We start from the raw sequence: 22,311 nt of genomic DNA, 5'->3' as shown, positions 1-22,311 counted from the left end.
AATTTTATGCAATCTTCTTTAAATGCATAATCATATTTAACTTTTCTTTCCATAAAAAATGCCCCAAATAGTGTCTAACTTTTTGGGGCATGTCCATTATCGGGTTTTTAAATTTTTATTTTAATGACTTACATTGGCCACTTCCTCTGGATTGTGTTTGTGCTTGAAGAAAATTGCAAATAAGATTGCTATTACTAATGCGTAAGCCGAAAATGAAAGCCATATTGTGTGCCAATCTCTAACGCCATCGTGTGTGAAGAATTTTTGAATTGCCCAACCCGAAGTAAAACTACCTAAAACAGCTCCAAAACCATTGGTCATCATCATAAATAATCCTTGCGCAGAAGAACGAATTTTAGAATCGGTTGTTGTTTCAACAAAAAGTGACCCTGAAATATTGAAGAAATCAAATGCCATTCCATAGACAACACAAGACATAATAATCATCCATAAACCATCAGTTGGATTTCCATAGGCAAATAATCCGAATCGTAAAACCCATGCCAACATTGAGATTAACATAACTTGTTTAATTCCGAATCTTTTCAGGAAAAACGGAATTGCAAGAATAAATAAGGTTTCTGATATTTGTGAAATAGACATTATTATAGTTGAATATTTAACTACAAATGAATCTGTATATTCTGGAACGCTTTTAAATTCATCTAAAAAAACATCACCATAAGCATTTGTCAATTGCAATGCACCACCAAGAAACATTGAAAAAATAAAAAATAAAGCCATTTTATAATTTCCAAAAAGTCTAAAAGCTTCTAATCCCATTGATTCTACAAAAGAAGAATTGTCGCTTTTTGTGTGTTGTGGTTTGCATTTTGGCAAAGTAAAAGAATATAAACCCAATAAAACTGCTGCTATTCCTGCAATATAAAATTGATAAGCAGTAGCTTTATTTCCAGTAAGATTTGTTATCCACATGGCAGCAATAAATCCAATTGTTCCCCATACTCTAATAGGAGGAAAATCTTTTACAACATCACTATCTGGACTATTTTTTAATCCATTGTAAGAAATTGAATTCGATAAAGCTATGGTTGGCATGTAAAAGCACATTGCTAATAACATTACATATATAAAATTATCAGGAGTTGTAATTTGAGGTAAGAAAAATAAAACTATAGCATACAAAATATGTAAAACTCCATACAATTTTTCGGCATTTACCCATCTATCTGCAATAATACCAGTAATTGTAGGCATAAATAGAGACGCAATTCCCATTGTTCCAAATACTAATCCAAATTGTGTTCCTTCCCAATGTTTAGTTCCAAACCAAAAATTTGCGATTGTAATAAGCCATGCGCCCCAAACAAAAAATTGGAAAAAATTCATGACTATTAATCTGTTCTTTATACTCATAACAACAATATTTTTTTAGTGTAAATAGATTGTAAATCTACTATTAATATTGAAAACTCCAAATGATTACTAGTAATTTCCCAAATTTTATAAAACTATTTCAAAATTTATGAAATTTGATCAAACATTATTTATGATAATACATTGCTGTTTTAGACTAGGAGTTTGAAAATCTTAAGTATTGATTTGAAATTTGTAATTAAAAGAATTTAATTTGCATTTTATTTGTTCCATACTAATACATCAAAATTTATGCTAAAAAACTACTTTTCATTTATTTTTATCTTTCTACTATTAGCAAACACTACCTTTTCGCAAGAAAAGAAAATTAAAACCGATACTTTAACTACTAGAGGATCTATAAGTATAACCAATAATGGCATGTCTTTAATTCCAACTTTCTCACTTGGAAAACCAGCAACAGTATTTGATTTCTCCATTCAGAAGAACCGTTTTAGTTTTGATCCTCAATTTAGATTTGCACTTGAAGACGCTAAACCTTGGTCATTTGTGTTTTGGATGCGCTATAAATTGATTACTTCTAAAAAATTTAAAGTTGCAATTGGTGCTCATCCAGCTTTTATTTTTCAAACAACTCCAGCAATTGTCAATGGAATACAAAAAGATTTGATTACTACAAAACGTTTTTTTGCAGGCGAATTGGTTCCAACATACGTATTCAATAAAAAGATAAGTTTGGGTTTTTATTATTTATATTCTCATGGCCTAGCAGATGCAACTAACAATACTAATTTTATAAGTATGAACGGTTATTTTTCAAATATAAAGGTGTTTTCTAATTATACTTTAAAATTTGCACCACAAATTTATTTTTTAAAAATGGATACTAAAGATGGTTTTTATGTAGCTTCTAGTTTAACTCTAGAAAAAAAACATTTTCCGTTTTCAATAGCTTCTATTGTAAATAACAAAATTCGAACTAGCATTGTTAGTAAACCATTTATCTGGAATGTAAGTTTGATATACTCCTTTGGCGGAAAATATGTGATTTAAAAGAAAAAAATAAATAATATTTGATTTTTAGTAACTTCGATAGTTGGAAAAAAATGAAAGACTCGAAGATTTATATTTAAGAAAATGCAGGAGGAACTAAATTCAGATTACATACAAAAATATTATTTGTTAAGGAATTTAGTATTAGAATTGTTACATTAAGCAATAAAATCGCAACCATGAACTAAGTTTGCAATCCATCCTATGAATGCTTCACAACGAATTTCAACTTTATTTTTTGAACTTTTAGAACGTCAATTTCCTATTGATGAAAACCACAAAAAAGTAAGTTTAAGAGCGGCATCAGATTTTGCTAATTAATTAAACATTGATGTTAACCACTTGAGTCGAGCTGAAAAAAGAAACAACTCAAAAAACCACATCTTTAATTACGGAACGCATTTTGCAAGAGTCCAAAATTCTTTTAAAGGACAGCCAATGGAATATTGCTGAAATTGCCTATTCATTGGGTTTTACAGAAGTTTCACACTTTAATAATTTCTTAAAAAAAACACCTGCAATTGAGTCCGTCAAAAAATAGAAATAATTGATTTTGTAAGTTATTCTATTTATTATTGATGCTTTTTTAAATGCTAAAATAAAATATATTTATTTTTTTCATCCATTAACAAGACACTTTACAACCAAAATTAGATTAACCAATTACTGTCAAAAAAAAATGTTTATAGTAAAATTGTTATTAAAGAAGCCTATTCAAAAGTTTATTTAGAAACAGCTGTTGTAGTGGAAAAAGCAACTTTTACAGTAAAAGGGTCAAATATTTACAAGTTGGTTTATACTCAAGTTTACATAAAGAAAAATAATTAATGGAAATTAGTAAATTTACACACTTGCTTTGTTTATTTGCAATAATTTAATTAATAATTATGTACATGAAAAACTTTAAAATTATATTTTTTCTATTTCTTTGTTTTGCAGCAGTTTCTTGCAGTAGTTATAAAAATGAAAGTATCGCTATTAAACAATTACTTGAAAAAGAGTCAGCTACATGGCGAAGTGGCGATGCTATTGAACATGCAAATTGCTGGAAAATTGAGCCTTACAGTAGAATTTTAGTTTCTACTGTTGATGGAAAATCATTTGACGTTCCGCCATTAGCAATGGTACAAACCAATCCGCAAAATATGGGAAATGGTGGATCTTCAATTAATACCAATTATAAAATTAAGATTAGTGGCAGAAATGCTTGGGTAAGTCATGATGAAGTTTCTACAGATAAAGATGGAACAAAAACGTATTCCTATGAAATAAGAATTTTAGAAAAAAGCCACAACCAATGGAAGTTGGTAAGCCAATCTATACACGCTTACATTCCTAATTAGTCTTATTAATTATGTCATTAACTAATTCCAAAACGGCATTAAATTGTTCTTCTCTAGTAAGATATGAATTGTCAATTTCTATGGCATCATCATCCATAACTAAAGGTGAATCATCTCTGTGAGTATCAATATAATCGCGTTCTTGTACGTTTTTTAAAACTGCTTCATACGCTACATCATCGCCTTTGGCTTGCAGTTCGTCAAATCGTCGTTGGGCACGAGTTTCAGGACTCGCTGTCATAAAAATTTTAAGTTCAGCATCAGGAAAAACTACCGTTGCAATATCTCTTCCATCCATTACAATGGCTTTATTTTTTCCCATTTCTTTTTGTTGCTCTACTAATTTAGCACGTACTTGTGATACTTCGGCAACGATACTAACAAAATTTGAGACTTCAATTGTACGAATTTCTTTTTCGACATTTACATCATTAAGATGCATTTCGGCATAGCCTAATTGAGGGTTAAACTCGAAATGTAGTTTAATATTTGGAATACTATTTATTAAGGTTTCTTTATCAAAATATTCAGATGAAATATATCCATTTTGCATAGAAAATAAAGTTACAGCGCGGTACATTGCTCCAGTATCTACATATACATAACCTAAATATTTGGCAAGTTGTTTGGCTAAAGTACTTTTTCCTGTAGATGAATAACCGTCTATTGCTATTGTAATTTTTTTCAAAATGAACTTATTTTTTTAATAATTATTGTTAGAAAAATCGATTGTTAATCCGAAAAGACTCGTGTTTCCTGCTAAAGAATATCTAGAATAGGAATAATTGAATTTAATATTTCCCATTTTTAAACCTAAGCCTAAAGAGATACCAGAAAAATTTCTTTGATCAATTATTCGCAACTCTTCGCCTCTTCTAAAATTATATCCAAATCTAAGATTAATTCCTTTGGTAGGAAATAGTTCGCCACCAAGAACTACGTGACGTAATGCATTATTTAAAAATCCAACTTTTTCTTGAGTTGCCGAACCATCTATACTTCCTATTGCTCTATTAGGATTAGAAAATCCAATATTCCATTGTTGCAAATTTTCTAGTGTAAGATGCCATCTAAGCGGAACATTTTCTACCTCTTGAGAAACTCCTACTAAAATTTCTAATGGTAATTTTTCTTGAGTTCCTGCATAAGTTGTTATTTGAGTTCCAACATTTCTTACAACTAATGCCCAGTTAACATCGTTTGGCTCATCAATAAATAAAAAACCAAAATCTGCAGCAATACCAAATGAGTTGTAACTTTCTAACGTTGATGATATTAATTTAGCATTAGTTCCCAAATAAAAACTAGTAAAAGGAACGTTATAGGCGTAACCAAGAGACAGAGCCATTTCGCTTCCTGTAAAAGACGAAGTTGGTAGTCCATTTTCGTCATAACCTTCAAATTTTCCGTAGTTTACATAATTTACTCCAGCATGAAATGTTTGTAAATGTCTATCATATGTATAAGCATAAGCTGCTGTTCCATAGGTAACTTCACCAAAATAACTACCGTAATTTACTGCCAAGTGATTGTCCATTTCTGGATTTATTGTAGCAGGATTAAAATGGGCTTGATTTACATCGTTATCAAAAATAGTAATTACTTTTCCGCCAAGAGCTGCTTGTCTTGGAGATGTAACCAAATTAAGAAATTGATAAACAGACTTACCTCCTATTTGACTGTAACTAACAGACCAAAAAAGCAAAATAAAGGAAATAAATAGGTTTTTAAACATACAAAAAATAGCAATTTACTTAACGTATAACGGAAATGCGAAGATATTATTTTTAAAGTTAAGGTAAAAACAAAAATAAAAAAGGCACGAGTTTTTAATTCTCATGCCTTTTGGAAATTATTTATATGATTTTAATCTAAAACTTTGGCATTTTTTACTTTATCTTTTGTTAAAGCCAATTCAATAACTTCGCTCATTTCTTTTACGTAATGAAAAGTCAAACCTACTAAATAATCGGCTTTTATTTCTTCTATATCACTTTTATTTTCGTGACATAAAATAATTTCTTTAATATTAGCTCTCTTGGCAGCAAGGATTTTTTCTTTAATTCCTCCAACTGGAAGAACTTTGCCACGAAGTGTAATTTCGCCTGTCATAGCCAAACCTTTTTTGATTTTTCGTTGTGTTAAAAGTGAAACTAAAGAGGTTAACATTGCTATTCCGGCACTTGGTCCGTCTTTTGGTGTTGCTCCTTCTGGCACGTGCAAATGAATGTTGTATTTGTTTAAAATGTCTTGATTTAATCCAAAAACTTCTGAGTTGGCTTTAATATATTCTAAAGCAATAGTTGCAGATTCTTTCATTACCGTACCTAAATTTCCAGTTAAGGTAAGTGTTCCTTTTCCTTTAGAAATCAATGATTCAATAAATAAAATATCACCACCAACAGAAGTCCATGCTAATCCTGTAACTACTCCTGCAACATCATTTCCTTCGGCTTTGTCACGTTCAAGTTTTGGAGCACCAAGGATTTTAACAATATCTTCGTCGGTAACTTTTTTATTGTACTCTTCTTCCATTGCAACTGATTTAGCTGCATTTCTAATTACTTGTGCAATTTTTTGTTCTAGGCTTCTTACACCAGATTCGCGAGTGTAACCTTCAACTATTTTTTCTAATTGTTTTTTGGCAATAGATAAGTCTTTGGAAGTTAATCCGTGTTCTTTTAATTGCTTTGGAAATAAATGTTGGCGCGCAATTTCAACTTTTTCTTCTGTTGTGTAGCCTGACATTTTTATAACTTCCATTCTATCTTTAAGTGCCGGTTGTATAGTTGCCATAGAATTAGACGTAGCAATAAACATAACTTTAGATAAGTCGAAACCCATTTCTAGGAAATTATCATAAAAAGCATTGTTTTGTTCTGGATCTAAAACTTCTAATAATGCAGAAGATGGATCGCCTTGACTGCTCACAGAAAGCTTGTCAATTTCATCCAAAATAAAAACAGGATTGGATGTTTGTGCTTTTTTAATACTTTGAATAATTCTTCCTGGCATAGCACCAATATAGGTTTTTCTGTGTCCACGAATTTCGGCTTCGTCACGTAATCCACCGAGTGAAATTCTAACATATTCTCTACCTAAAGCTTCGGCAACTGATTTTCCAATAGAAGTTTTACCAACTCCTGGAGGTCCAGTTAAACATATAATTGGCGATTTCATATCGTTACGCAATTTTAAAACGGCAAGATGTTCAATCATGCGTTTTTTTACATCTTCTAATCCAAAATGGTCTCTATCTAAAACTTTTTGAGCATTTTTTAAATCAAAATTATCTTTGGAGAATTTAGACCAAGGTAAATCAAGAAATAAATCTAAGTAATTTCTTTGAATGCCAAAATCTGGAGCTTGCGGATTCATACGTTGCATTTTTGAAAATTCTTTTTCAAAATGTTTTTGTGTTTTTTCGTCCCAACTTTTGGTTTTGGCACGTTGTCGCATTTCTTCAAATTCTTGTTCATTAGAAACACCACCAAGTTCTTCTTGAATGGTTTTCATTTGTTGGTGCAAGAAATATTCACGTTGTTGTTGATCTAAATCAAAACGAACTTTAGATTGAATATCGTTTTTAAGCTCAAGTTTTTGCAACTCTACATTCATGTAACGCAGTGTTTCAAGCGCTCTTTCCTTAAGCACATTCATTGCTAATAAGTTTTGTTTTTCTTCAACAGAAAGATTCATATTGGACGATACAAAATTTATTAAGAACGATTGACTTTCAATATTTTTAATAGCAAAAGTAGCTTCGGTAGGAATGTTTGGGCTTTCTCTAATGATTTCAATTGCTAATTCTTTTACTGATTCTACAATAGCACTAAACTCAGTATCATGTTTTCCTGGTCTTTTTTCTGGAACTTCTTTAATACTAGCTTTGATGTATGGTTTTTCTGAAATAACTGCATCAATTTCAAAACGTTTTTTACCTTGAAGGATAACAGTTACATTTCCGTCAGGCATTTTTAAAACACGTAGAATTCTTGCAACAGTTCCAACTTGATGAATATCATTTTTAGTTGGATCTTCATCTTCTTCATTTTTTTGTGCAACAACTCCTATTATCTTGTTTCCAGCATAAGCTTCGTTAATCAATTTTATTGATTTATCTCTTCCAGCCGTAATAGGAATTACAACACCTGGAAACAAAACCGTATTTCTTAAAGGCAATATTGGTAATGTTGAAGGCAATTCTTCATTGGTCATTTCCTCTTCGTCTTCTGGAGTTAAAAGTGGTATTAATTCGGCCTCCGAATCAAATTCTTGTAGTGACAAATTGTCAAAAGTTAGTATTTTATGATTTGACATGGTATATATTAAGTCAATGTGACATTATTAGATTAGCAATTTCTTTAGCAAATATATAATTTGCTTTATTGATATTAAATTAAAATCGACATAAAGCATGTAAATGATGCTAAAATTGGTAAGTGATGTACTTTATCGATATTTAGACGTAGTAGGACAATGATTATGCCACAAAAAAAATCCGCCATTTCGACGGATTAAGAAGAATATTTAGTTTTAGATTTATTGTTTAGAATAAATTAAAGTTAAATCTGCTGTTAATGTTACTGGATTTCCACCTACCATTCCTACGACACTTCCGTTTGCTGCGGTTAAAACTAGCGTATTTCCAATAACAGAAAAAACGTCGTTATAAGTAATTCCGGCATCTACATAGGTTGTTGTTAAAGTAGTTCCGTTTAACACCCACGTACCAGTTACATCTGGATCGGTGAAACAAGTTAGAACATTTGGAGTAACTGTAGCATCAATATCTATACCTTTAGAATTAGATATGAATGTATTGTTAGCGTTAAGAATAAAATTACTATTATTGAAACAAGTAGTTTCAGACATTTGATTAGTAGAAGAAGTTCCATCTCCATTTAAATCTGTAGGAACAGAGGAGTTAAATGCGGTAAGTAAATAAGTTCCTGTAATTGCAGAGGTTGTTGGTGTTGATCCACCAGTACTTGGGTTGAGTACGCCAGATGCAAGTTGTGATTTTAGAGTTGGATCTAAAGGCTCATTATCACAAGATACAAAAAGTAAACTTGATAAAAAGAACATAAAAACTATACTACTATTTCTATTTTTCATTGTTTGAATTATTTGCTCAAATATAATTATTTTTTGTTGACTGTAAAATTATTTTTTTGGTACTCTTGTTAGTAAAATTAATCCAATTACAAAGAAAACACCCAAAAATAGAATTGCATTTCTCATAGAACCAGTAATTAGGTCAATTGTTCCATAAATAGTCATTCCAATTACGATTCCTACTTTTTCTGTAACGTCATAAAAGCTAAAAAAAGATGCAGTATCTTCGGTTTCTGGTAAAAATTTTGAATAAGTTGAACGCGCAATAGATTGAATTCCTCCCATTACAAGACCAACAAAACCAGCAGTAATATAAAACTCAACTGGTGTGTGAACAAAATAGGCAAAAGCACAAAGTATTGCCCAAATACCGTTTAAAAATATTAGTGTATTTATATTTCCAAATTTTTCTGAAACTCTTGAAGTAATTACTGCGCCTACAACGGCTACTAATTGTATTAATAAAATACTAATTATCAAGCCCATAGTTTTATCATCTGAACCCCAATCAATCTCTGTTGCTCCAAAATAAGTTGCGACAAGCATCACGGTTTGAACTGCCATGATAAAAACAAAATAACTGTACAAGTATCTTTTTAATCGAACGTTTGATTGCAATTGTTTCCAAACCAATTTTAACTCATGGAAACCTTTAAAAATAAAATCTTTGGCAAGCGGCACGTTAGTTCTATTTCCTTTTGGCAAATAATAATAGGTAATATGGCTGAATCCAATCCACCAAACTCCAACCATAACAAATGAAATTTTCATTGCCATTTTAGGTGTTTCAATTCCGAAAGTATTTGGAAACATCACCATTAACAAGTTTATTATCAATAAAATAGTACTTCCAATGTAACCCATTGAAAAACCTTTGGCACTAATTCTATCCTGTTGTTCTGGGAAAGCAATATCTGGAAGGTAAGAGTTGTAGAAGACTAAACTAGACCAAAAACCTATTAATCCGAAGAAATAGGCAGTATAACTCAAGAATAAATTATCTACATCAAACCAATACAGGCAGATACATGACAATCCGCCTAGATAACAAAAGAACCGCATAAAAGCTTTTTTATTTCCTAAATAATCTGAAATCCCTGATAAAATTGGAGAACAAATAGCTACAATTAAAAATGCAAAAGCTGTTACAAAGCTTATCATTGCAGTATCTTTAATTTCTTTTCCAAATAAAAGAACATAATTTTTACCGCTTTCTTTAAAAATCATTTCATAGAAAATAGGAAAAACCGCAGATGCAATGACTAGACTATAAACAGAGTTAGCCCAGTCATAGAAAGCCCAAGCATTAAGTAATTTAGGATGACCTTTTGGTAAGTTTGGCATGATATAATAGTTTTAAAATAAAAAAGCCGTCTGCCAAAATTTTGGAAGACAGCTTCAAATATACTCTTTTTTTATAATTTGGATATTATTTAAATGTTACGCCAAATTTTGCCGCTTCAGCTTTCGCTTGCGGAACCAATTCTTTAAGCTGTGCAATTCTGGTTGCATCGGATGGATGTGTACTCATAAACTCTGGTGGCGCTTGACCTGCAGAACTAGCAGACATTCTAGCCCAAAATTGAACTGCTTGATCTGGATTGTAACCAGCAATTGCCATCAATGTTAAACCTATTTTATCTGCTTCACTTTCGTGACTTCTACTAAAGGGTAACATTCCTCCATATTGCGTAACTGCACCATAAGCGGTCAATGCGATTTGTTGTGTTTGCTCACTTTTAGTACCTACAATTGCGGCTGTACCTGCGGCGCCAAGTTGTTGTAACATTCCGGCACTCATTCGTTGTTGACCATGATTGGCTAACGCGTGAGAAACTTCATGCCCTAAAACAGTAGCCAAACCTGCATCATCTTTAGTAATTGGAAGAATTCCCGAATATACTACGATTTTTCCTCCAGGCATGCACCAAGCATTAACTTCTTTACTATCAACTAGTTTGTATTCCCATTTATAATCATTAAGATAACCAGTATATCCATTTGCATTAAGCCATTTTTCGGCGGCAACTTTAATTTTAGTTCCTACCATTTCAACTTTTTTAGCTTCTGCAGTTCCAGTAATTACTTTGTTTTCTGACAAAAACTGTCCGTATTGCTGAAATGCCGAAGGTAAAATTTCACTATTTGGCACTAATGCCAAAGTATTTTTCCCGGTAAATGGATTTTGTGCACAAGAAAACGCTAATGCTACTGCACAAAAACTGATGGTGATTCTTTTATAACTCATAACTATTGTTTGTTTACTATCAAATTTACAAAAAATTATACTCCTATGAAGTGTAATTCGGTAAAATCTTTATCAACAACTAAGCCATCATGTAAATCTAGTGAGTCTTTATCAAATACTATTTTTTCATTATCAATTTCAATTCCTTTAATTTCAAATGGTAAACCTTTAATATTTAACTTTATAGTTTGGTATTGTGTTTCAAACGTTCCTTCTTTATGTTGTGTTATAAAAAGTTCATTTTCTTTACCGTTCAAACTAAAAGTTTTATAACTATATCTTCCTTTATTGTAATCATAACCATCGTGCGCATCTTCATATACATACGATTTTTCTTTCCCTAATTTAAAATAAACATCTAATGATAATTCAGGATTTTCAATTTGTCCAACATATTGTTGTATTGGATATTTTGGTACAATTGCGCCTTCTTTTATAAAAATTGGAATTTGATCAAAATCTGTTGGAACCCAAAGTTCGCGTTTTCCTTTAGAAACTTCGTTTGTCCAGAAATTATACCAGTTTCCTTGTGGTAAATACATTCTTCGTCCTAAAGCATTTGGCTCAAGAATTGGGCAAACTAATATTTGATTTCCAAAAATAAATTCGTCAGTTCTATAATGCGTTTGCGGATCTTCTTGATCAAAATATACTAAAGGTTTCAGCATTGGAACACCATCATTGACATATTGCCAAAACATAGTATATAAATAAGGTAACAATTGGTAACGCAATTCGACGAATTTTCTAGTAATATCAATTACTTCTTCGCCAAAACTCCATGGTTCTTGTTCGCCATGATGACCAGAAGAATGTGTTCTACAAAACGGATGAAATACACCCAATTGAATCCAACGAGCATATAATTCGGCTGATGGTTGTTCGGCAAATCCACCAATATCTGAACCTGTGAAACCCATTCCAGAAATTGACATTCGTTGCATTTGAATGTTTGCAATCCATAAATGTTCCCATGAAGCTACATTATCGCCAGTCCAAGATGAAGTATAACGTTGTGCTCCAGAATAAGCCGAACGAGTAATTACAAAAGGTCGTTTTGGATAAGCAAATCGTTTTACACCTTCATAAGTTGCTCGTGCCATTTGGGTTCCATAAACATTATGTGCTTTTCTGTGGCTGCAATTGTTTCCATCAAAATTATGTCGAACGTCTAGCGGAAAAGTTTTGGTTGGAACTTCCATAACTGCTGGTTCGTTCATATCATTCCAAACGCCTTTCACTCCTACTTCGGCAACTAATTCTTTAAATAATCCTGCCCACCATTCTCTAACTTCTGGATTTGTATAATCTGGAAAATTACATTCGCCAGGCCAAACTTTACCTTTCATATAAGGTCCATCGGCACGCTTGCAGAAATAATCTTTTTCTAAAGCTTCTTGATAAACCGAATATTCTTTATCTATTTTAATTCCGGGATCAATAATTACGACAGTTTTAAAACCATCTTTTGCCAATTCGGCAACCATTCTTTTTGGGTCTGGAAAATATTCTTTGCTCCAAGTAAAACATCGAAAGCCTTCCATGTAATCGATGTCTAAATAAATAGCGTCGCACGGAATTTGAAGTTCTCGAAATCTACCTGTAATTTCTTTTACCTTACTTTCTGGAAAATAGCTCCATTTGCATTGATGGTATCCTAAAGTCCAAAGTGGTGGCAATTCGGGTTTTCCAGTTAAATGAGTGTAAGTTGTAACTACATCGCTCATTTTTGGACCATAAATAAAGTAGTAATTCATTTCGCCACCATCAGCCCAAAAACTGGTTACACCTTTTCTCTCATTTGAAAAATCAAAATACGAACGAAACGTATTGTCAAAGAAAATTCCGTAAGCTTTGTTGTGATGCAATCCTATGTAAAACGGAACAACTTTGTATAATGGTTCTTGATCTTTTTGGAAAGCATATTGATCGGTTGCCCAATTTTCTAATCGTTTTCCTTTTAAGTTTAGATGTGTTGCTTTGTCTCCAAGTCCGTAAAAACTTTCTCCGTCGTGAGACATTTTACTCATTTTGACAATATTTCCACCAAATTCGTAGCTTTCTTCCCAATGAAAACCAATTTCATCCTCAAGAATTGTAGTTCCGTCAAGTTCATAAATTCCGATGCGCAAGTCATGTTTTTGAATTACAACATAGACTTTGGAAGTCTTAATTCTGTAATGATCAATTTCCTCTGTAACTTCGAGTACATTATAACCATGCGATTGAGATTTATCAATTGCATACGAAAAATCATTGCTAAAATATCCTTTTACCGTGTATCTAAAACGAATCATACTGTCGCGAAGAACAGTAATTCTTAGAATAACATTGTTATCTGTTTGAAAGTCTATTGAGTCAACTTCTTGTTTAAAAGATATAATTTTGGAAGGAAATAAATCGCCTTTATATTCGAGTTCTGTGTTTGTAATCATGTGGTTAGTTTTATGATAATTTGCTAAAATACAAATGTTGCAACGAATTTTCAAAAGTAATTTTAGATGTTTTTAACGATAACGTTTGCGGTTGTTTGTATTAGCTACAAAGACACGAAGACACAAAGTTTATATAATCCTATTAAAAAAATGAAAACATAATATTGAATTTAAAAATTTAAATTTTCTTGGAGACTTTGTGTCTTTGTGGCAAAAGACTATCCTATTTTAAAAACACAAATTCCTAGTGGAGGCAGCACAATCTCGGCTGAAAACTCTCTTCCGTTCCATGCTTCATTTTCTATTTTTATTGGTTTTGCATTGGTTACTCCACTACCGTTGTATTCTATTTTATCTGAATTAAAAATTTCGGTTAATTTACCTTTTGTTGGTAATCCAATTCTATAAGTTCCATGAACTACTGGTGTCATATTGCAAACAATAACTAGATTTTCTTTGGCAGTTTTTCCTTTTCGGATGTATGAAAAAACAGAATTTTGACTGTCAGAATAATTTATCCATTCGAAACCTTCGGCTGAAAATTGTTTTTCGTACAACGCTGGATTGTTTTTGTATAAAGCATTCAAATCGGTTATACATTTTTTAATTCCATCGTGGTAGCCAAATTGTAATAAATGCCAATCTAGACTTCCTTCAAAATTCCATTCGGATGTTTGCCCGAATTCTGATCCCATAAACAATAATTTTGTTCCTGGATGCGTAAACATATAACCGTAAAGTAAGCGTAAATTTGCGAATTTTTGCCATTCATCACCAGTCATTCTTCCTTGAATTGAATGTTTTCCATAAACCACTTCATCGTGTGAAAGTGGCAACATAAAATTCTCTGTAAAGGCATAGGTCATCGAAAAAGTCAAATCGTTTTGATGGTATTTTCTATACACACTTTCTTTTTGAAAATATTGTAAAGTGTCGTGCATCCAACCCATCATCCATTTCATTCCGAAGCCTAATCCACCAAGGAAAGTTGGTCGAGAAACCATCGGAAAACTCGTGCTTTCTTCGGCAATGGTTTGTACATCTGGAAAATCGGCATAAACTGCTTCGTTAAAATCTTTAAGGAAACTTATGGTATCTAGATTTTCTCTTCCGCCATAAATATTTGGTTCCCATTCGCCTTCTTTTCTTGAATAATCTAAATATAACATTGACGCCACAGCATCAACACGAAGTCCGTCAACATGGTAATTTTTCAACCAAAAAATAGCATTACTTATTAAAAACGAACGTACTTCATTGCGACCATAATTGAAAACCAAACTCTTCCAATCGGGATGATATCCTTTTCTTCTGTCGGGATGTTCGTATAAGTTAGAACCGTCAAAAAAACCTAAACCGTGAGCATCATCTGGAAAATGTGATGGAACCCAATCCAAGATTACTCCAATTCCTGCTTGGTGCAATCTGTCAACCAAAAGCATAAAATCTTGTGGTTTTCCAAAACGTGATGTTGGTGCAAAATAGCCAACCAATTGGTAACCCCAGGAAGGATCGTAAGGATATTCCATAACTGGCATGAACTCGACATGGGTAAAACCAGTTTCTTTTATGTACGAAACCAATTGGTCAGCCAATTCTACATAGGTTAAGAAATTACCTTCGCCATTGCGTTTCCATGAACCTAGATGTACTTCGTAAACCGAAAAGGGTTTGTCTAGCGCATTTTTGTCTTTTCTAGTTTCCATCCATTTGGTGTCTTTCCATTTGTAATCTAAATCCCAAATTACGGATGCTGTATGTGGTGGATGTTCACAATACAATGCAAACGGATCGGCTTTTTCGGTTATGATGCCGCCGTTATTGGATTGGATTTTATATTTGTAGGTTGTGCCTTTGTCAACATCAGGAATAAATCCTTCCCAAATTCCTGAACCATCCCAACGAACATTGAGTTGATGCTCACCTTGTACCCAAAAATTAAAATCACCAACTACAGAAACCGAACGCGCTGATGGAGCCCAAACGGCAAAGTAAACGCCTTTTACGCCATTAACTTCTATTAGATGTGCGCCTAATTTTTCGTATAATCTAAAGTGTTTTCCTGCTTTGAATAAATCGATATCGAAATCGGAAAATAACGAATGTGGTTGTACTTGGTTCATTTTTTTATTGTCATTGCGAGGAACGATGCAATCTCTTCCTCTTTATTATTATTACTTTATTTTAGAACACAGATTTTAGAAATTTTGGAAATTTTTAGAATTAGTGTTTTACTTATTATAGTTTTCTCCCTTTGTGTTCCCTCGACTGCGCTCGGGATGACAGATTGTGCTATTAATTACTTTTATTTTACTATTTATATTCTGATTTTATAAGAACTATTTAATCCAATTATGAATTTGACTGCAAAATATGAATATTTCCGAGAACTGTCATCCTGAGAAGTTTATGCTGAGCGCAGCCGAAGTACAGTCAAAGGGCTTATGTTTGTATTTTATATTTATGGTTTATACTTATTATGTGTTGCATTTCGGCACTCTGCTAGTGATTCTATCCTATCAAAATCTCCTTTTATCAGTGCTTCTTTTTTTTGTTTTGACCATCCTTTTAATTTCTTTTCAAAATAAATGGCTTGATTGGGTTCAGTGAAATCTTGAAACCATTCTAATACTACTGGTCTTTTTCTAAATGTATATGCGTTTGGTAATTTGCCTTCATTATGTTCGTTTACTCTTCTTTCTAAATCATTCGTAATTCCTACATATAGCGAATTATCATTGCATCTTAATATGTAAACGTAATAGAATTTCATTTTTTAATGTTTTTTTTTCTCTTTGTGTTCCCTCGACTGCGCTCGGGATGACAAATCCTGCATTTAACAACTTTTATCTAAAATTTAAATTTTGTTTTGTTTAGAACACTATTGTCCTCTCAATACAAAACCTAACTAGCCACGATTGCAGTGGAAATCCTTTTTTAAACCTGACAGGTTTCTAAAACCTGTTAGGTTTAAAAAAGATTGGAATGGAAAGCGTGAATATGGATTGCTAAAATGCCCAAGCCATTCGCTTCTAATATCCCATAATGGTTTGAATACCTCGCAACGGAATTACTGCCCATCGCGGACGAGAATTTAGCTCATAACCCAACTCGTAAACTGCTTTTTCAAGGATACAATATTTTAGTAAAAAATTGATTTCGTGACTGTAACCGATATTTAAATTACCAGATTGTGCTTTTTCGATGTAGGTTTCAAGGAACGTTCCAACCATATATTTAAAAAGCAATTCGCCGGCTTTGAAAAGTTCTTCTTGATCATAAGGATATTTATCGGAGTTGTTGAAAATGGTTGCGTAAATGGCGTAATGAAAGGAACGGAACATTCCGGCAACGTCTTTTAATGGTGGTTGTTTTACTTTTCTATCGCGAATGGTACTTTCTGGTTCGCCCTCAAAATCAAGTAGATAGAAATCATCACCGTTGACTAAAACTTGTCCTAGATGATAATCGCCATGAATTCTGATTCGTTCGGATTTCATTTTTGTCCAATCGAAATCTACAAAATGCTTACGGATAAGTTTCTTGTTTTCTAGAAATTGGTGTGCCAAGTCGAGTGCCATACCGTCAAGTTTATGCAAACTGTTTTCGATAATATTCAATCGGTTTTGGAACTGGTACAACAAACGGTTTTTTAACCAAACGGTGTAATCGCCGTTGTAGGTTGTTGGTGTGAATGCTGTTTCGTGAATGTCGCTTCCGAGCGCGATGTGCATTTCGGCAGTTCGCAAGGCTAATGTTTGAATTCGTAAAAAGAGACTCAACCCAACCCAATCAATAATTTCTGGTGGGATTTCGTTTATTTTTAATCGTTTGAATAAATCTACATTTGGCAGTTTATCAATTTTAATTTTTTTCTTGTGTAAATTATCAAAAACACCATCTATTTGCTCGAGCATGAACTTCCAAGCATCACCTTGATTGGGCACCAATTCTTGCATCAATCCCAAAGTTATGTTTCCTTCAGGTAATGCTAAATTGATACTTCCTGTGTAGGCAGGCGTATTTTTAAAGTGCATTCTGTCGGTGAGGAATCGGCTAATTTCGTAGTCTGGATTGGTGCTCACATAAATACGACGGAAAATTTTTAAGACATAGTCGTCATTGTAAATTATGGAAGTATTGCTTTGTTCAACACCCATAAATTTTGAAGATTTATATTCGGTTTCCTCAAGCAACGAACCTTTGTGAAAGACTAATTTATCTGTATTTTTATCTTTGGAATGGATTATTTTTTCAAATAATAATTTTCTAAAATCATCTTGATGAAGTGCATCAACCAAAAAACCACTAATTGGACCAAATTTTACTGGTGCAATTACAGTATTGGTATCCAACTCTTTTTCTTCCATGAAAGCGAGTGGCATAAAATAATGCTGATAGAAGGCTTCTTTGAAATTTACTTCAAGTAAAACTCCGTAATAGGTGTTTTTTTTAGACGTTATTTTAAAATGATCTACAACTTCAATATACTTTAACGTACTTGCTTTTCCTCCATACCATCGCTTATTGATGATGTAGTTTTCGAGTATGTCTAATGAAAATATTTTAATAAATTCGTCGTCTTCAAAAGCATTTTTCCATTCGTTTTTGAAAATAAATGGAGTTGAAAAAGTATCTTGATTATTGTTTTTCATGGTTATATAGCTTTAAGCTTTAGGCTTTAAGCAATAAGCAAGTATAATACTTATTGCTATTTAATAATTTTAAATAAATGGAAAGGTAACGTTGGATGCAATTCGACAAAATTCCATTCTTTGTCCCAAATGTAACTGTTACCTGTAATTAAATCGATTACTCTTACAGGATGACCAGGAGAGATTCCAAGTGATTGTAATGGCAACCTTACCATGGCTTGTTTTACATAATAGGCATCTAAACTTGCTATCATTAGGGTTTCATTTTCTTTGTTATCATCATGTTTATAGAAGGCAATTACTTGATCATTTGTAGTATCACAAAACTCAATATTGTTGGTTTGTTGTAGCGAAGATTGTTCTTTTCTAATTTGATTTATCTTGCTAATGAGCATTGAAACTTTATTTTCTTTGTTCCAATCCCAAAGTCTAATTTGGTATTTTTCACTGTCCATATATTCTTCTTTTCCAGGAATAGCATCAGAAACCATAAATTCAAACACTGGTCCATAAATACCAACAGATGAGCTTAATGTTGCTGCTAGAAAATATTTTTGTAAGTGTGTACTTTCGTTTGCACCTTGTAGAGCAAATGGGTTAATATCTGGTGTATTGGGCCAAAAGTTTGGACGGAAAAATTCCTTTTGATAGGTTTGTGTCAACTCAGTTACATATTCTTGTAATTCGGCTTTTGTGTTTCGCCAAGTATAATAAGAATAGGATTGTGTAAAACCTTGTTTAGCTAATTCATGCATGATTTTAGGACGTGTAAAAGCTTCTGCCAAAAACAAAACATCTGGATGTTTTTTCTTAATTTCTCCAATTAGCCAACCCCAAAAATAGAACGGTTTTGTATGTGGATTATCAACACGGAACACTTTAATTCCGCATTCTTCAACCCAATATAATGCACAATCCAAAAGTTCTTTCCAAAGATTTTTCCAATCGTCACTTTCAAAATAAATGGGTAAAATGTCTTGGTATTTTTTTGGTGGATTTTCAGCATATTGAACCGTACCATCTGGACGCCATTTAAACCATTGTGGAAATTCTTTTACATAAGGATGGTCAGGTGCAGCTTGAAGAGCGAAGTCCATTGCTACTTCAATTCCTAGTTTTTTAGCAGCATTAACTAACGATTTAAAATCATTAATAGTTCCTAAATCAGGATGAATTGATTTATGACCGCCATATTGAGAACCAATTCCCCAAGGTGACCCAACATCACCTGGATTAGCATCGGTTGCATTATTTATTCCTTTACGGTTTACTTCACCAATAGGATGGACCGGAGGAAAATACAACGTATCAAAACCCATTTTAGCAACTCGTGGTAGTAATTTTTCACAATCTTTAAAAGTACCATGTTTACCTAATTCACGTGAAGCCGAACGTGGAAAAAACTCGTACCAAGTACTGAAAAGTGCTTTTTGTCTATCAACATATACTTTTAATTCTTGTGATTGATTGGCTAAAAATTTGGTTGGATTATGTTTAAAAATTGATTTTAATTTATCTGAAATAGCTTCAATAATTGCTTTGTCATAATTTTTTTCATCAGAAAACAATGCGGCTACATCATTCAAATATTTTTTATCTGATGCTGAAACTTTAGATAATAATGGTTTAATATATTCTACACCTTCTAATAATTCTGATTTTACGTGTTGGTTGTCTGCAATTTTCTTTCCAATTCCGTAGTGCCAATTTAAAGCGTAATCTATCCAAGATTCAACAAAATAAGAATAAAAACCTTGTTTTTCAACAGAAAAAGTTGCTTCAAAAGCATCATTTGGTAGAGCATTCATCCTAATTTCACCCCACTTTTTATCTTTTTCATGTTTGTACTGAACTACAGATTCCATTACATCATGACCGTCAGAAATAATATCTGCTGTGACCTTGACATTTTGACCTACTATTCTTTTTATAAAAAATGCCCCATTGTCTAATTGAGGCAAAACATTTTCAATTATTACGCGTCTTTGATTTAACATTTTAAGTTATATTTATGATGTCCTAATTTACAAAAAAAAATAATATATAATAAATTGCATCAAAAATTATTGAAATGGCAAAAAAAATTGAAATTAAAGCACAATCATTGAAAATTCCAAAAGTAATTCTCATTACTGCTAAGTTTTTAGAAGTAATTTCATCAAAATTAGTAACTCAATTTGCAGCAATATTATTTACAAAACCTATAAAATATAAAATTCCGAAACGAGAATTTAATATGAATAAGGAAAGTAAACAACAAATCCTCTTTGTAAATGCAATAAATAAAGAAATTGTTGTGTATCATTACGGACAAAGTGATAGAAAAATTTTGTTAGTTCATGGCTGGTCTGGACGAGGAACACAATTAGTGAAAATTGCTGACGAATTGATTAAAAATGATTTTTCAATTGTAAGTTTTGATGCACCTGCGCATGGAAAATCTAAAGGAAATTCAACTATAATGATTGAATTTATTACGTCAATAATTGAATTAGAAAAACAATTTGGTCCATTTGAATATGCTATTGGTCATTCTTTAGGAGGAATGGCAATTTTAAATGCAATTAGAGAACATTTGAAAGTAAAAAAAGCTGTAGTAATTGGAAGTGGGGACATTATTCAAGATATTATTAATGATTTTATAAAAAAATTAGAATTAAAACCTGAAATTGGTATGAAATTAAAAGAACGTTTTGAAAGAAAGTACAATACCGAAATGGACTTCTATTCGGCATCAAGAGCAGCAAAAGAAATTAAGACTCCAATTTTAATAATTCACGATGAAAATGATGATGAAGTAGATGTGAAAGCGGCTTACAACATTAATAAAAATATGATAAATTCAGAATTAATGATTACTAAAGGATTAGGTCATAGAAAGATTTTAGGAAATATTGAAGTTATAAAACGAATTGTTGAATATATAAAAGAGTAACTATGAATTTATTTGAAGAAGATAATTGGATTGAAAAATTAAAGCCATTACTTGAAAAATACAAAGACAGAAAACATCCATTGGATTATGAAAATCTCTATCAACTAATGATTGCTGTTATTTTGTCAGCTCAAGATTCTGATGCAAATATTAATAAAATTACGCCTACTTTTTATAAAGAATTTCCTAATTTAGAATCACTAACCGATATTGAGCCAGAGGATTTATATCCTTATATAAATAAAGTTAGAAATTTTAGTACTAAATCAAATTGGATAATAGGAATTGCAAAAATTTTAAAAAACAATAAAAATATTCCAGCAAATTTAAATGATTTAATTGCTTTAAAAGGAATTGGTAGAAAATCAGCTAATGTTATTTTGAGGGAAATGAATATACCATCCCAAGGAATTATTACAGATTTACATGTAATTAGGGTTATACCGAGATTTGGTTTAACAAAAGAATCAGAAGATGGCAATAAAATTGAAAAACAATTAATGGCGATTTTACCACATGAAATTTGGGGAGAAGTTGGTATGGCCTTTTCATTTTTAGGAAGAGAAATTTGTAGACCTACAAACCCAAAATGTACTGAATGCCCAATAAATAAAGATTGTTTATTTCATTTTAAAAGCAATTAATTATATTAAAAGTATCTTTTAATTAAAGAGTTAGCATGTCTTTTTTAAATATAAATATTTTAGAAAAAATTTTAAAAAAATATTTCTTTATCCATAGATTATTCTTTTAAAGTTATGAAGAATCGGATTTTATAAAATACTATAATATGTAATCAAAAAAGTAATTTATGATTTGAGGATTCTAATTTCAAAGTTTAAATTATTTTTTTTTGATAACAAAAATTTTTTTTTCTTGAAGACATAAATTTGTTGTATTTATTTTAAAAAGAATAAATCAAAGATTCTCATTCTTGATAAGCAATTCATTGTTGCAACAAATTTAATTTGTATAAATATAAAAAATTTTATTTCTAAATCGCTATCTATAAATTTATTATAAGTTAGAAGAAAACTCAAATTTAAATTTTAAAAAGCATTTTAAAACAAAACACCCTATCCATATTTGGATAGGGTGTTTAAAAGAAAGGCGACGACATACTCTCCCACATAACTGCAGTACCATCTGCGCAATCGGGCTTAACTTCTCTGTTCGGAATGGGAAG

The 22,311-nt window shown here is 31.8% G+C and carries 17 protein-coding genes and 1 rRNA gene; 5 read left to right on the top strand and 13 right to left on the bottom strand.

The genetic code is table 11. The features are described from left to right. Nucleotides 1-120: 120 nt before the first annotated feature. Entirely contained in the window at nt 121-1,377 is a 1,257-nt protein-coding gene (locus ACH2CG_RS15285; protein ID WP_395066740.1) for a nucleoside permease, read from the bottom strand. 252 nt (nt 1,378-1,629) lie between these two features. Between ACH2CG_RS15285 and ACH2CG_RS15280 the strand changes: the two genes are divergently transcribed. From ACH2CG_RS15280 to ACH2CG_RS15270, 3 genes are all read left to right on the top strand, one after another. Further along, nucleotides 1,630-2,391: a hypothetical protein gene (locus ACH2CG_RS15280; protein ID WP_395066738.1), complete on the top strand. Its 762-nt coding sequence runs from the start codon at nt 1,630-1,632 to the stop codon at nt 2,389-2,391. Nucleotides 2,392-2,794: 403 nt separating this feature from the next. After that, nucleotides 2,795-2,932: a helix-turn-helix domain-containing protein gene (locus tag ACH2CG_RS15275; RefSeq protein WP_395066737.1), complete on the top strand. Its 138-nt coding sequence runs from the start codon at nt 2,795-2,797 to the stop codon at nt 2,930-2,932. A gap of 352 nt (nt 2,933-3,284) precedes the next feature. Then, nucleotides 3,285-3,734 carry an endo-arabinase gene (locus tag ACH2CG_RS15270; RefSeq protein ID WP_395066735.1) on the top strand — a complete coding sequence of 150 codons (450 nt, stop codon included), beginning with the start codon at nt 3,285-3,287 and terminating at the stop codon, nt 3,732-3,734. On the opposite strand, the gene cmk is transcribed toward ACH2CG_RS15270, so the two are convergent. From cmk to ACH2CG_RS15215, 11 genes are all read right to left on the bottom strand, one after another. Then, complete coding sequence (gene cmk, locus ACH2CG_RS15265; RefSeq protein ID WP_395066733.1) at nt 3,727-4,422, bottom strand: (d)CMP kinase; 696 nt, start codon at nt 4,420-4,422, stop codon at nt 3,727-3,729. The two genes, ACH2CG_RS15270 and cmk, sit on opposite strands and share 8 nt — an antisense overlap. A 15-nt stretch (nt 4,423-4,437) precedes the next feature. Then, nucleotides 4,438-5,469 (bottom strand): type IX secretion system protein PorQ, encoded by a 1,032-nt coding sequence (porQ, locus tag ACH2CG_RS15260; protein ID WP_395066731.1) that lies wholly within the window; start codon nt 5,467-5,469, stop codon nt 4,438-4,440. Nucleotides 5,470-5,600: 131 nt separating this feature from the next. Beyond that, on the bottom strand, nt 5,601-8,054 hold the full coding sequence (gene lon, locus ACH2CG_RS15255; protein ID WP_395066729.1) for an endopeptidase La: 2,454 nt from the start codon (nt 8,052-8,054) through the stop codon (nt 5,601-5,603). Between the two features lie 222 nt (nt 8,055-8,276). Then, nucleotides 8,277-8,852, bottom strand: a complete 576-nt coding sequence (locus tag ACH2CG_RS15250) for a hypothetical protein (RefSeq protein WP_395066728.1) — start codon at nt 8,850-8,852, stop codon at nt 8,277-8,279. A gap of 48 nt (nt 8,853-8,900) precedes the next feature. After that, entirely contained in the window at nt 8,901-10,196 is a 1,296-nt protein-coding gene (locus ACH2CG_RS15245) for an MFS transporter (RefSeq protein ID WP_395066726.1), read from the bottom strand. Between the two features lie 85 nt (nt 10,197-10,281). Then, a complete protein-coding gene (locus ACH2CG_RS15240; protein WP_395066724.1) occupies nt 10,282-11,100 on the bottom strand; it encodes a M48 family metallopeptidase in 819 nt (272 codons plus the stop codon). 35 nt (nt 11,101-11,135) lie between these two features. Continuing rightward, nucleotides 11,136-13,535: a glycoside hydrolase family 31 protein gene (locus tag ACH2CG_RS15235; RefSeq protein WP_395066722.1), complete on the bottom strand. Its 2,400-nt coding sequence runs from the start codon at nt 13,533-13,535 to the stop codon at nt 11,136-11,138. Nucleotides 13,536-13,753: 218 nt separating this feature from the next. Next, entirely contained in the window at nt 13,754-15,658 is a 1,905-nt protein-coding gene (gene glgB, locus ACH2CG_RS15230; RefSeq protein WP_395066720.1) for a 1,4-alpha-glucan branching protein GlgB, read from the bottom strand. 338 nt (nt 15,659-15,996) lie between these two features. Then, nucleotides 15,997-16,308, bottom strand: a complete 312-nt coding sequence (locus tag ACH2CG_RS15225) for a GIY-YIG nuclease family protein (RefSeq protein ID WP_395066718.1) — start codon at nt 16,306-16,308, stop codon at nt 15,997-15,999. A 259-nt stretch (nt 16,309-16,567) separates the two neighbouring features. Then, nucleotides 16,568-18,190: a trehalose synthase gene (locus ACH2CG_RS15220; protein WP_395066716.1), complete on the bottom strand. Its 1,623-nt coding sequence runs from the start codon at nt 18,188-18,190 to the stop codon at nt 16,568-16,570. Nucleotides 18,191-18,246: 56 nt separating this feature from the next. Then, the gene (locus tag ACH2CG_RS15215; RefSeq protein WP_395066714.1) at nt 18,247-20,187 is read right to left on the bottom strand and encodes an alpha-1,4-glucan--maltose-1-phosphate maltosyltransferase; all 1,941 of its coding nucleotides are present in this window, start codon (nt 20,185-20,187) and stop codon (nt 18,247-18,249) included. A gap of 74 nt (nt 20,188-20,261) precedes the next feature. Here ACH2CG_RS15215 and ACH2CG_RS15210 point away from each other — a divergent pair, with 74 nt between their 5' ends. Both ACH2CG_RS15210 and nth read left to right on the top strand, forming a co-directional pair. Continuing rightward, nucleotides 20,262-21,125, top strand: coding sequence for an alpha/beta hydrolase family protein (locus tag ACH2CG_RS15210; protein ID WP_395066712.1), 864 nt, complete (start codon nt 20,262-20,264; stop codon nt 21,123-21,125). A gap of 2 nt (nt 21,126-21,127) precedes the next feature. After that, complete coding sequence (gene nth, locus ACH2CG_RS15205) at nt 21,128-21,769, top strand: endonuclease III domain-containing protein (protein ID WP_395066710.1); 642 nt, start codon at nt 21,128-21,130, stop codon at nt 21,767-21,769. Nucleotides 21,770-22,230: 461 nt separating this feature from the next. Here nth and rrf read toward each other — a convergent pair. After that, nucleotides 22,231-22,311: ribosomal RNA gene (gene rrf / locus ACH2CG_RS15200) — 5S ribosomal RNA — on the bottom strand; the annotation flags it as partial.

The sequence above is a fragment of the Flavobacterium sp. genome (assembly GCF_043778725.1).
Lineage (GTDB): Bacteria > Bacteroidota > Bacteroidia > Flavobacteriales > Flavobacteriaceae > Flavobacterium.
This window is presented reverse-complemented; position numbering and strand designations above follow the sequence as displayed.

What these genes read in the sequence shown, in the direction of transcription:
- ACH2CG_RS15285 (WP_395066740.1), bottom strand. Translation starts at nt 1,377, where the DNA reads ATGAGTATAAAGAACAGATTAATAGTCATGAATTTTTTCCAATTTTTT.
- ACH2CG_RS15280 (WP_395066738.1), top strand. Translation starts at nt 1,630, where the DNA reads ATGCTAAAAAACTACTTTTCATTTATTTTTATCTTTCTACTATTAGCA.
- ACH2CG_RS15270 (WP_395066735.1), top strand. Translation starts at nt 3,285, where the DNA reads ATGAAAAACTTTAAAATTATATTTTTTCTATTTCTTTGTTTTGCAGCA.
- porQ (WP_395066731.1), bottom strand. Translation starts at nt 5,469, where the DNA reads ATGTTTAAAAACCTATTTATTTCCTTTATTTTGCTTTTTTGGTCTGTT.
- lon (WP_395066729.1), bottom strand. Translation starts at nt 8,054, where the DNA reads ATGTCAAATCATAAAATACTAACTTTTGACAATTTGTCACTACAAGAA.
- ACH2CG_RS15250 (WP_395066728.1), bottom strand. Translation starts at nt 8,852, where the DNA reads ATGAAAAATAGAAATAGTAGTATAGTTTTTATGTTCTTTTTATCAAGT.
- ACH2CG_RS15245 (WP_395066726.1), bottom strand. Translation starts at nt 10,196, where the DNA reads ATGCCAAACTTACCAAAAGGTCATCCTAAATTACTTAATGCTTGGGCT.
- ACH2CG_RS15240 (WP_395066724.1), bottom strand. Translation starts at nt 11,100, where the DNA reads ATGAGTTATAAAAGAATCACCATCAGTTTTTGTGCAGTAGCATTAGCG.
- ACH2CG_RS15235 (WP_395066722.1), bottom strand. Translation starts at nt 13,535, where the DNA reads ATGATTACAAACACAGAACTCGAATATAAAGGCGATTTATTTCCTTCC.
- glgB (WP_395066720.1), bottom strand. Translation starts at nt 15,658, where the DNA reads ATGAACCAAGTACAACCACATTCGTTATTTTCCGATTTCGATATCGAT.
- ACH2CG_RS15225 (WP_395066718.1), bottom strand. Translation starts at nt 16,308, where the DNA reads ATGAAATTCTATTACGTTTACATATTAAGATGCAATGATAATTCGCTA.
- ACH2CG_RS15220 (WP_395066716.1), bottom strand. Translation starts at nt 18,190, where the DNA reads ATGAAAAACAATAATCAAGATACTTTTTCAACTCCATTTATTTTCAAA.
- ACH2CG_RS15215 (WP_395066714.1), bottom strand. Translation starts at nt 20,187, where the DNA reads ATGTTAAATCAAAGACGCGTAATAATTGAAAATGTTTTGCCTCAATTA.
- ACH2CG_RS15210 (WP_395066712.1), top strand. Translation starts at nt 20,262, where the DNA reads ATGGCAAAAAAAATTGAAATTAAAGCACAATCATTGAAAATTCCAAAA.
- nth (WP_395066710.1), top strand. Translation starts at nt 21,128, where the DNA reads ATGAATTTATTTGAAGAAGATAATTGGATTGAAAAATTAAAGCCATTA.